Source organism: Rhizobacter sp. P5_A1, from assembly GCF_056400745.1.
The window spans coordinates 56,608-67,409 of the sequence record NZ_JBFUKR010000019.1; the positions used below are offsets into that span (position 1 = coordinate 56,608).

Here is a 10,802-nt window from a genome sequence, read left to right on the forward strand (position 1 = left end):
ATGACCGATCCCATCATCAAGCGCGGGACCGTCCGGTCGATGATCGGCGTCGAGGTCGACGAGCTCGACGTGAAGATGCTCGTGAACTCCGACGTCCAGATCCAGGGCGTCGCGCTGACCCAGTTCGCCAAGGCCGGCGGTTTCGACGGCGCGCGGCTCTCCGTCGACCGCTCCTTCGCGGCTGCGCCGGGATCGACGGCGTGCGGCTCGCTGAACGTGTTCACCGGCCGCGTTTCCGATATCGCCATCACCGGTATCGAGATCGCGATGCTCGTGAAGTCGGACCTCGAGTTGCTCAACGTCCAGATGCCTCGCAACCTGTACATGGGGCAATGCGTCAACACGCTGTACGACGCGCGCTGCGGGCTCAGCGCCGCGGCGTTCACAGTCACCGGAAACACCACGGCGAACAGCGCGCGCAACAGCGTCAACTGCAACCTGGCGCAGGCCGCGGGCTACTTCAACCTCGGCACGATCAAGTTCATCAGCGGCCTGAACGTCGGGGTGATCCGCTCGGTGAAGCTGCACACGACCGGCGTGATCGTGCCGTCGTTCCCGTTCCCGTTCGTGCCGGCCGCCGGCGACCTGTTCCAGACGAAGCCCGGCTGCGACAAGCTGCGCACGACTTGCAACTCGGCGAAGTTCAGCAACGAGGCGAACTTCGGGGGTAAGCCGTTCATCCCCGCGCCGGAGCTCACGTACTGATGGAAGCCTGGCGCGCCGCGATCCTTGCCGAAGCCGAGACCTGGCTTCTCACGCCCTGGCATCACAAGGCGCGCGTGAAGGGCGGCGGCGTCGACTGCGGGCAATACATCATCGCCAGCTACATCGGCGCGAAGCTCGTGGCGCACTTCGAGACCGGCGACTACCCGGCCGACTGGATGCTGCACCGATCGGAGGAGCGCTATCTCGGCTGGGTCGAGAAATACCTTGATCCGGTCGACGCGCCGCTGCCCGGCGACGTGGTCGCGTGGAAGTACGGCCACTGCTTCTCGCACGGAGCGATCGTCGTTGAGTGGCCGAGGATCCTGCACGCCTATCGACGCGAGGGCGCCGTGGTCTGGGGCGACGGCACGAAGGGCGACCTCGCGCGCGAGCACCTGAAGGGCGGCGGCAGCGCGCCGCGCGACGTGCGCTTCTACTCGATCGCAGGGAGGCTCTGATGGCAGGCCTCTTCGGCAGCAAGACGACGATCACCAACACCGACACGAAGATCGGCGCGCTGCGCATCCAGAACTCGAGCCAGGGCCTGCCGGTGCCGATCGTCTTCGGCAAGACGCGGATCCCGGCGAACCTGATCTGGTACGGCGACTTCACCGCGGTGCCGCACACCGAGACCACGACCAGCGGCGGCAAGGGCGGCGGTGGCGTCGAGACGCAGAACACCAGCTACACGTACACGGTGGGCGTGATCTTCGGCCTGATGGAGGGCCCGTCGGCGAACGGCGCGAACTTCATCGGCACGGTCTGGGCCGACAAGAAGGTGACCGATCCGGTCGCGCTCGGCCTGTCGCTGTTCGAAGGCTCGTACACCCAGACGCCCTGGTCCTTCCTGGTATCGAACCACGCGAACGAGGCGCTCAGCTATCGAGGCCTCGCCTACGCGGCGCAATCGGCGTTCGACCTGGGCAGCAGCGACGGCTTGCCGAACACCTCGTTCGAAGTGATCGGCCTGGTCGGCACGTCCGATGTGAACCCGGCCGACGTGCTCGACCCCTACCTGACCTCCAACAAGTTCGGCGCCGGCTGGCCCAGCGCGCAGCTCGGCGACCTGACGGACTTCCGCGACTACTGCGCCGCCGCTGGCTTCCTGGTGTCGCCAGCGTACACGGCGCAGGCGCCGGCATCGCAAGGCGTCGCCGAGCTGTGCCAGGTCGGCAACTCGGCGCCGGTGTGGTCAGAGGGCGTGCTCAAGATCAAACCCTACGCCGACGAGCCGGTCGGCAGCTACACGCCGGACCTGACCGTCCAGTACGACCTCGGCTACAGCGACTTCCTCGCCGAGCCTGGCCAGCCGCCGGTCAAGATCCTGCGCAAGCGCCAGGCCGACGCGTTCAACCAGGTGCAGATCGAGTGCCTCGACCGCGCGAACCAGTACAACACGACGGTCGTCGAGGGCAAGGACCAGTGGAACATCGAGACCTACGGGCTGCGCCCGATGGCGCCGATCACCGCCCACGCGATCTGCGACGCGAACATCGGCCGCACCGTGGCGCAGACCATCATGCAGCGCCAGCTCTACGTGCGCAACACGTACGAGTTCACCGTCGGGTGGCGCTATGCGCGCCTCGAGCCGATGGACATCGTCTCGCTGACCGACGCGCTGACGGGCCTGGACCAGACGCCGGTGCGGCTCACCTCGATCGAAGAGGACGAGAACGGGCATCTCGCGATGACCGCCGAGGACCTGACCGTCGGCGTGTCGACCCCGGGCAGCTACGCGACCCAGCCCAGCAGCGGCAGCACGCCGGCGGCCGCGGTTGATCCCGGCGACACCTATGCGCCGGTGATATTCCAGCCGCCGCTGGCGCTGAGCCTGACGCCGCAGGTCTGGATCGGTGCGCAGGGCGGCGACGAGTGGGGCGGGGCGCAGGTCTGGGTCAGCACCGACGGCGGCAGCTCGTACGCGCGCGCCGGCGCGATCACGAACCCGGCGCGCTACGGCGTGCTGACCGCGAACTTCCCGACCGGCGTCGACCCCGACGTCACACACACGCTGTCGGTGGACCTGACGGTCTCGCGCGGCACGCTGAGCGGCGGCACAACTTCCGACGCCGATGGCCTGGTCACGCTGTCCTATGTCAGCGGCGCCAACGCGGCGTTGCAAGAGCTGATCGCCTACTCGGCCGAGACGCTGACCGCGCCGAACGCCTACGACCTCACGACCTACATCCGCCGCGGCCAGGCCGGCAGCTCGATCGCAGCGCACGTCGCCGGCGCCAAGTTCATGCGCCTCGACGACGCGGTGCAGAAGTTCGACGTGTCGCCGTCGCTCTACGGGACGACGCTCTACATCAAGCTGCTGAGCTTCAACAAGACCGGCGGTGGCCTGCAGGCACTGTCGGACGTGACGCCCATCACCTTCAACCTGGTCGCGCAGGCCGCTACCGGCAACGGCTATTCCTTCATCGCGGACCGCTCGACCGCGAACGTCGCGGATCCGGGCGCCGGGAAGATGCGGTTCAACAACGCCGCGCAGTCGCTGGCGAACCAGGTCGTGTTCGACGCGCAGACCAACGACGGCGCGAACATGGTGAACTACTTCGCCAGCGTCGGCAGCGCCGGGTACATGGAGCTGCGCGACCTGGCGGACACCAACAAGTGGGCCAGCTACACGCTGACCAGCTCGAACGCGCCGGCCGGGTATCAGGTCTTCGGCGTCACCTACAAGGCCGGTGGCGCCGAGATCCCGAACGGCGACACGGTCATCGTCAGCTTCAGCCCAACACCGCCGACCGGCGTGACCAGCGTCGGCCTGTCGATGCCGGCGGCGATCTTCAGCGTCTCGAACACGCCGGTCACGACGACCGGCAACCTGACCGTCACGCTGATCGCACAGAACGCGGCGACTTTCCTCGCCGGGCCTCTGACCGGCAACGCCACGGCGCCAGCGTTCCGCGCGCTCGCGGCCACCGACTTCAACGGCGGCGCGAACGCGAGCAACACGACCGTGCTCTATGGCGACTTCGTGTGGCGTGCGCCTCCGGCCGCCGGCGGCATCGGCAACATCGCCTTGACGATGCCCGCGATCTTCTCGGTCGCGAACTCGCCGCTGACCGCGAACGGGACCCTGGCCGTTTCCCTCGCGAACCAGAGCGCCGGCCTCGTGTGGGCCGGGCCGTCGAGCGGCAACGCCGCCGCGCCGTCCTTCCGCAACATCGTGCCGACCGACCTCGGCAATGCGGTGGTCGCGAACACCTTCCTGGCCGGGCCGTCGAGCGGCGCCAACGGCAACGCGAGCATGCGCGCGCTGGCCGGCGGCGACATGCCCCGGCTGACGGTCAACACGCAGACGGCGAACTACACGCTGGTGCTGGCTGATGCGAACGTCGCCTGGATCGACGTGAACAGCGCGAACGCCGTCGTCATCACGGTGCCGAGCGCCGCCAACGTCTCCTTCGCGAACGGTGTTTCGATGCTGCTCAACCGTCGCGGCGCGGGCAATCTCACGATCTCGGCGCAGGCCAACGTGGTCGTGGCGAACTCCTCATCGAACACGGCCCGGGCGCAGAACTCCACGCTGGGCCTGTTCATGCGCGCGCCCGACCAGTGGGTGCTGTTCGGCGACACGACATGAGCATGCCGACGCTGGCGCATGGTCAGCGCATCGCCGTCAAGCGTTCCGGATATCGCTCGCGACTCAAGCAGCGCGGCTTCATCACGCCCGCGATGCTCGGCGTCGTGGCGGGTAGCCGGCCGCGCGGCGGCGTCGGTCCGAGCCCGGACCCGACGCCGTCCAACGTCATGTTCCTGCTCCACGGGACGGCGACCCCCTGGTACGACGTCGGCTACGTCGGCTACGGCGTGGAGAACCGCGGTGCGACCGTCGAGACCACGATCAAACCGACCTGGAGCTCTGGCAGCTTCAAGACGACGGGTACCAGCACCGGCGCGCGGGCGCCGAACGACTCAACCGGGCCATTCAACCTCGGCGCGGCCTTCATGGTCGAGGCCTGGGTCTACAGCGCGTCCGACGGCGGCACGCGCTGCCGCATCTTCGACACGCGCACCGGCACGGGCGCCACCAACGGGTTCGTCTTCGTCGTCCAGAGCTCGACCGGCTACCCGTTCTTCCAGTACAACGGCACGGCATACGGCGTGTCGTCGCCGACGCCCACCGGCAACGTGCCCCTCAGCACGTGGACCCACGTGCGCGCGACCTACGACGGGACGACGCTGCGCATCTTCGTGAACGGGACGATCACCTGGAGCTCCGCGGTCTCGATCAACATCACGAACAGCTCGCACATGGCGATCGGCAACTCGCCAGGCATAGTCGACGGGAACACGTCCTACCTGTGCGACATGCGCGTCGTGAAGGGCGAGGCGGTCTCGACAGCGAACTTCGCCGTCCAGACGGCCCCGCTGTCCGACTCCGGCGCCACCATCTCGCAGCAGACGAACGTCGCCTACTCGAACGTGCTGTGGCGCTTCCCGTTCGACTCCGACGTGGCCGACAAGAGCACGTACGCGCGGACGGTCACCCAGGTGGGCGGCGCGAACTTCGACACCAGCGTCAAGAAGTTCGGCGCCGGCTCGCTGCTGCTCGGGAGCGGCAAGTGGCTGACCTTTCCAGACGCCAGCGAGCTCGACATCGGGACGGTCGACTACCAGTTCCAGTGCTGGGCGTACCGCAATGGGTCGAAGTCCAACGACCCGACGATCTTCTCCAACTACACGAGCTCGTCGACCGGGTACTCGATCAGCATCAACGCGTCGACCAAGGTGCCCTACTGGAACGAGACCGGCGACGGCGTCGACGGCGCCTTCGTCACGGCGCTCACGGACGTCACCTGGGTGCACGTCGCCGTGGGCCGGAAGAACGGCGTCCTGTACACGTTCATCGACGGCGTGCTGGAGCGCTTCGTGTCCTCCAGCCAGAACGTGCTCTCCGCGGGCACCCAGTTTATAGGGCTGCCGAACGCGTCGTTCACGGCCTATTACTGGATCGGCAACCTGGACGACATGCAGCTGGCCAAGGGGGAGTGCCGGCTGTTCAGGTCGTTCCTGGTCCCGACCGCGGCGCTCCCAGTTTCTTAAGCCGCGAGGTACCCACCGTCGACGACCACCGTCGATCCGGTCGTCCACCGCGCCGCATCGCTCAGCAGGTGCAGCACTGCGTCGCGCACCGCCTCGACCTCGCCAATGCCCAGCGGATGCGCTGCCGCATAGGCGTCCTGGCCAGTCTGGGGCAGGCGCTTCGTGATGCGATCGTGCATCGGCGAGCGGAACGCGCCGGCCGCCACGCAGTTGACCCGTATGCGGCGCGCAGCGAGCTCGACGGCCGCCGACCTTGCCATGCCCTCGATCGCCGCCTTCGAGGCGCTGTAGGCTGCCATTCCGGCCGTCCCGCGGTGCGCGGCTACCGACGACATCAGCACGATCGACCCGCCATCTGCCATCACGCCCTTCGACGCCGCCGCACGCAGGATCGCGAAGGCGCTGTCGGCGGCCATCATGGCGGCGCGGTACTGCTCGTCGCTGGTCATTCGCAGCGGGGCGACCAGCTCGGCGCCGGCGCAGTGGACGATGCCGTCGGCGGCGCCGAACTCCGGCGCGCACTCACGGATGACATTGGTAAGCTCGGCCGGATTGTTGAAGTCGGCATGCTTGCGACCGATCCGAAGCAAGTCGGCGCCGGTGGCAAGCAGAGCTGCCGCGATCGATAGGCCCAGGCCTGACGTCGCGCCGGTGATCAGGTAGCGCCGGCGCGCGTGCTGCACATGGACCACGGCGATCAGCCCGGGATCCTCTCGCATCAGATCGGCCGCGGTCGTCATGCGTCGGGTACCGCGACGCGAACACCGCTATCGAACGGCTCCAGCGCATCGCGCCACGCGTCTGCCTGGGCGACCATGCCGGCCGCGATCGACTCGGCGGACAGCGGCTCGTTCTCCATCCCGGCGAACCGGATCAGCGCGACCACCGGCGCCATGTTGTTGGCTATCACCCGATCCTTGCGGTCGATGGCCCGCTGCAGATCGGCCTCGTCAGAGTGGGTCCAACGCTCGATTTTTCCCATGGTTCACACCTCGATCAGTTCAAGGACCTGCATGTGCTCGCACCAGATGCTCGCGCCAGCCCAAGCCCAGCCCGCTCCGAAGCCGAAGAGCGCGAGCCGCGTGTAGCCCTTCTGGACCGATGCCGCCATCACGTCGTCGCTGGCGCACATCAGCAACGGAATCGACGCGCACGAGCAGTTGCCGAAGCGCGCGATGTTCGTCGGGATCTGTTCTCTCTCGAAGCTGTCGAGCAGCTTCGCCTTCTTGACCAGGTGGTCGAGCATGAATCGATTGGCTTGGTGGAACAGCAGGTAATTCGGCTTGTCGAGCGCAAGCACATCGGCCACCAGCTGCGGGACGCGCTTCAGCGTGAAGTTGAAGACCGCTGCGCCGTCCATGTGCAGGTGCGGCCCTTCGATCCGCTCGCCGAGCGTGATCGAGCCGTGGAGGTTGCAGCAGAGCTTGTCGGCGCCCATGCCGGCGGTGCCGAACACGAAATTCTGCTGGTCGAATGACTGCACATCATCGCCGCCTCCGAAGATCGCCGTCGCGCTGCCGGCGTCGCCGAACAGCGGCGCGGTCGCTCGGTCGGCTGGATCAGCGATCGTGCTGGTCGCGTCGCCCACCAGCAGCAGGGCGCGCTGGCCGGGCTGCAGCAGTCGCATCGTGGTCCACAGGCCGTAGACATACCCGCTGCACGACCAGTTGATCTGGAGGCAGGCGCACGACACCGGCAACCCCAGCTCGGCGGCGATGCGGTACACATCGGCCGGTACCGCGCCCTCCGGGGTCTGGGTGACGTAGACCAGCACGTCGATGCTCGCCGGCGCCCACGCGAGGCCTTCGAGCAGCCGCTTCGCCGCGTCGGTGCAGAGCGTGCGCGCCGACTGGCCAGCGCCGACCCAGCGCCGCTCGAGCACGCCGGTCAGCTTCGCGGCTTCGTCGGCAGCAACTGGGTCTGGGCAGTCGGCGTTCGTGATGACGCGCGCCGGCACCGCAGAGACGACGCCGATGATCGAACCACGGGCGGTGGCGTGGCCGTTCATTGCGGTAGCGCCTCGTCGCCGTCGACCGCGATGTAGAGCGGCGGATGCGTGACACCCATCACCAGGAGGCCGATCGCCTTCCCGGCGTTCAGGCGCCCCAGTTCTTCGGTGGTCGGCAGCCAGTAGGAGACGACCGCGTTCGTGCCGTCGCCATAGCGCACGCGCGTGATCGGCAGCGCCATGCAGTCGTCGATCGTGGCACCCGGCGGCGCGCGCAGCACGTCGTTGTTGCTCGGGTGCTGGTGACGGTTCACGCCGCGGCCTCGACGCCCGCCAGCTTCAGCACGTCGGCCACCGTCACGCACGCCGCGAGCGCTTGCCCGTCAACCTCGACGCCGGCCTTCTCGTCGAGCAACGCGATCGTGCAAACCACGGCGAGCGAATCCCACGATCCGGCGTCGGCGAGAAGAGTCTCCGGCGCGACGGCCGGGACCTCGAGGATCTCGGCGATGCCGGTGAGTAGTTGCTGTTTCATGGAGCGCCTTCCTGCATTTCGGGCGCTTTGTCACCCGGCTGATTCGTGGATTCGTCAACCTCGGCCGCCACCAGGCCGGCATCGATCAGGATCTGCCGCACCTGTGCGTTCTCGCCCGCGACGCGCGCGCGATGCACCTCGACCAGCACCCGGTCATACGGCACCGACAGCGCCGCGCAGATGCCGCGCACCGTCAGCTCGAGCATGACGGCGCCGCAGCTCACGGTCTCCCAGCTGCGCAGCATCAGGCCCTTGTCCATCACCGCGCGGCCTTGCTCGATCAGCGCCTGGCTCGCCTCGACGAAGTCCGGCACCGTCGGCTCGCGGTTGAAGCGGAGCAGGGCGGTCGCGACGGTGCACATCGTCTCGGCCGACAGGTGCACGAGCTCGGGCAGGTCGTTGACGAGCAGCGCGCTGTGGATCAGCCGGTCCGTGGCCTCGCGCAGCTCCTTGCGCGTCGGGTTGCTGGGTGCGTCGGGTTCGACCGCGACGGATGCCCGAAGGGTGTCGAGCTCAAACCTCATGACCGTGCCTCCGCAGGTAGGCGACCAGGTCCTCCCAGGCCTTCGGCATGCCGTCCTGTTCGATCAACTTGGCCAGCGAACGGCACCAGCGCGTCGTGCTCTCCAGCTCGACCGCGTCCGCCTCCATTTGGGCCTTCGCTGCCAGGAGCAGCGCCCTCAGTTCCGGATCCATCGGCCGAGCCTCCGTGCGTGACGTAGATGCGCGTCATCGTATCGACGAACGCCGTGCGCCGATCCTCCGGCGGCTCGCCGAAGAACTCGCCCTGCAGGTCGAAGCCGAGAAGGTGGTCGCGCAGGGCGTTGCGTGCGCCGTCGTCGCCGATCAGCCGCACGGCCTCGGCCACATAGTCGTCGCGCGACTTCGCGACCAGCGACTCTGGCAGGCCGGCGCGGCGGATCATCATCGCGTCGAAGCGTTCGTGGGGCTCATCTCCCAGCAGCGCGACCAGCGGGATGCCGAGGATCATGCTGTCGATGTTCGAATTGGTGCCGCCGAACGGGAAGGTGCACAGGTGCAGGTGGCACTGCCGCAGGTGGTTCAGGTACTGGTTGTACGCAGTGCGCTCGTAGATCTTCGCCACGATCCGGTCGCCGTCGTTCGGCAGCCAGTCGCGGATCTCGCGTGCGGCCTGGTGCAGGTTGATGCCGAGCATGTTGACGAAGAAGTGGAACTCGACCTGGCGGCCGGCCTGTGCCTTGATCTCGCTCAGCGTTCTCAGGAAGGTCGCGTTCAGCTTGCACAGCATCGCCGGCACCGCGATGTGAACCGTCTCCGGCGCGTCCTCGCGCAGCGCTTCCGGAAACTCTGCGTCGGGTCGCATGATGAAGCGCGCCGAGCCGTTCGGGTACTCGACGATCTTCTCGGTGAACAGCGCCGGGTCGCCGATCGCCCCCTCGTCGCACAGCACGTAGTCCATGCACGGCGAACGGCTGCTGGCCGGGTGGCCCAAGGTCATCAGCTGGATCGGCGCGAGCCGCACGCTGGCCAGCACGACCCACCACATCGCCATGCCGATACTCGGGTGATAGATGATGTCCGGAGCGATGCAGGTGACCTTCGCGACCAGGTCCTCGATCGACAGCTGCGCCGGCACCTGGTGCCACTCGTCGAACTCGGCCTTCCCGATCTCGTCGATGTCCATCTCACGGCTCATGCCGACCAGGCGAAAGCGCGTGCGCAGCTGCCTGATGATCGGCGCGTAGCAGCGGTACATCGCGTGCAGGCTGGTGAACCACTCGATGCAGATCAGGATCGTCGGCTTGTCGCCGCTGGCGATCGTCGTCGCGCGGCGATCGGCCAGATCCTGCTCGGTCGGTAGCTTGATGCCGCGGTCGACGAACATCTGGGCGAAGAGGCGATGCATCGTCGCCTTCGCGTCGTGCTTGTCGCGGCGCAGCCCATAGCTGGTGTACATGTAGCTGTCCGACAGGGTCGGCAGGATCGCGTCGGATGGTTTCACCGCGGCGAACAGCCCGTGCATGCCGAGCAGCGCCTCGCGCCGATCCTGCGCCTGCACCGCGGTGGTCAGCAGCGGCGAGATCATGCCGGCCCACAGCGCAAACGTGACCTGCGGCGAGCGCCGGAAGGTCTCCTCGAAGTTGAGGGCGAAGCCGCTGCGGAGCGAATAGGTCAGCAGGAACTTGAGCACCCCAGCGCCGTCGGTCAGGCGCAGCTTCGCGGTGGGCTCGGTCGGGTTGGCGGCGATCTGGGGCAACAGGTGATCCGAGGTCTCGAACGCACTGGCGCGAAACAGCAGGTCCGTGACGGCATGCTCGGACGCCAGGTGATCGAAGCCCTCCTGCGACAGCATGAACTTGGGGTCGGCGATCAGTGCGACCACCGCGGCGCAGAAGCGCGTGTACAGCACCGTCTTGACGCGCGGGTCCGGAACGTAGCCGATGAAGTCGGCGCCGGCCTTCAGGCGCCGCAGCGCGACCAGCAGCAGGTGCCCGGCGTGCTCATGGTCGCGCGTGTAGACCGCCTTCTCGAACGCCTCGAGCTGGACGTTCTCGATCATCGTGATCGGGTGGGGCT

Annotated in this window: 11 protein-coding genes; 4 read left to right on the forward strand and 7 right to left on the reverse strand. The window is 67.7% G+C overall.

Features of this window, described 5'->3' with window-relative positions:
- The 4 genes from AC1DTW_RS19715 to AC1DTW_RS19730 are packed head-to-tail and all read left to right on the forward strand — an operon-like array spanning position 1 to position 5,760.
- A complete protein-coding gene (locus tag AC1DTW_RS19715) occupies positions 1-705 on the forward strand; it encodes a DUF2163 domain-containing protein (protein ID WP_477983079.1) in 705 nt (234 codons plus the stop codon).
- Complete coding sequence (locus tag AC1DTW_RS19720; RefSeq protein ID WP_477983080.1) at positions 705-1,163, forward strand: NlpC/P60 family protein; 459 nt, start codon at positions 705-707, stop codon at positions 1,161-1,163. The genes AC1DTW_RS19715 and AC1DTW_RS19720 overlap by 1 nt, the downstream gene beginning before the upstream one ends.
- Positions 1,163-4,297 carry a phage tail protein gene (locus AC1DTW_RS19725; protein WP_477983081.1) on the forward strand — a complete coding sequence of 1,045 codons (3,135 nt, stop codon included), beginning with the start codon at positions 1,163-1,165 and terminating at the stop codon, positions 4,295-4,297. Before AC1DTW_RS19720 ends, AC1DTW_RS19725 begins: the two co-directional genes overlap by 1 nt.
- Positions 4,294-5,760 carry a LamG domain-containing protein gene (locus AC1DTW_RS19730; RefSeq protein WP_477983082.1) on the forward strand — a complete coding sequence of 489 codons (1,467 nt, stop codon included), beginning with the start codon at positions 4,294-4,296 and terminating at the stop codon, positions 5,758-5,760. The genes AC1DTW_RS19725 and AC1DTW_RS19730 overlap by 4 nt, the downstream gene beginning before the upstream one ends.
- Here the strand turns inward: AC1DTW_RS19730 and AC1DTW_RS19735 are convergent.
- From AC1DTW_RS19735 to AC1DTW_RS19765, 7 genes are read right to left on the reverse strand one after another with little or no spacing between them, the layout of a single operon-like run.
- Complete coding sequence (locus AC1DTW_RS19735) at positions 5,757-6,500, reverse strand: SDR family NAD(P)-dependent oxidoreductase (RefSeq protein ID WP_477983083.1); 744 nt, start codon at positions 6,498-6,500, stop codon at positions 5,757-5,759. The two genes, AC1DTW_RS19730 and AC1DTW_RS19735, sit on opposite strands and share 4 nt — an antisense overlap.
- Complete coding sequence (locus AC1DTW_RS19740; RefSeq protein ID WP_477983084.1) at positions 6,497-6,742, reverse strand: hypothetical protein; 246 nt, start codon at positions 6,740-6,742, stop codon at positions 6,497-6,499. The genes AC1DTW_RS19735 and AC1DTW_RS19740 overlap by 4 nt, the downstream gene beginning before the upstream one ends.
- 3 nt (positions 6,743-6,745) lie before the next feature.
- Positions 6,746-7,768 carry a ketoacyl-ACP synthase III gene (locus tag AC1DTW_RS19745; RefSeq protein WP_477983085.1) on the reverse strand — a complete coding sequence of 341 codons (1,023 nt, stop codon included), beginning with the start codon at positions 7,766-7,768 and terminating at the stop codon, positions 6,746-6,748.
- Positions 7,765-8,022 carry a hypothetical protein gene (locus tag AC1DTW_RS19750; RefSeq protein ID WP_477983086.1) on the reverse strand — a complete coding sequence of 86 codons (258 nt, stop codon included), beginning with the start codon at positions 8,020-8,022 and terminating at the stop codon, positions 7,765-7,767. Before AC1DTW_RS19750 ends, AC1DTW_RS19745 begins: the two co-directional genes overlap by 4 nt.
- Positions 8,019-8,243, reverse strand: a complete 225-nt coding sequence (locus AC1DTW_RS19755) for a phosphopantetheine-binding protein (RefSeq protein WP_477983087.1) — start codon at positions 8,241-8,243, stop codon at positions 8,019-8,021. The genes AC1DTW_RS19750 and AC1DTW_RS19755 overlap by 4 nt, the downstream gene beginning before the upstream one ends.
- Positions 8,240-8,767 (reverse strand): hypothetical protein, encoded by a 528-nt coding sequence (locus AC1DTW_RS19760; RefSeq protein WP_477983088.1) that lies wholly within the window; start codon positions 8,765-8,767, stop codon positions 8,240-8,242. The genes AC1DTW_RS19755 and AC1DTW_RS19760 overlap by 4 nt, the downstream gene beginning before the upstream one ends.
- Complete coding sequence (locus AC1DTW_RS19765) at positions 8,764-10,785, reverse strand: hypothetical protein (protein ID WP_477983089.1); 2,022 nt, start codon at positions 10,783-10,785, stop codon at positions 8,764-8,766. The genes AC1DTW_RS19760 and AC1DTW_RS19765 overlap by 4 nt, the downstream gene beginning before the upstream one ends.
- Between the last annotated feature and the right edge of the window lie 17 nt (positions 10,786-10,802).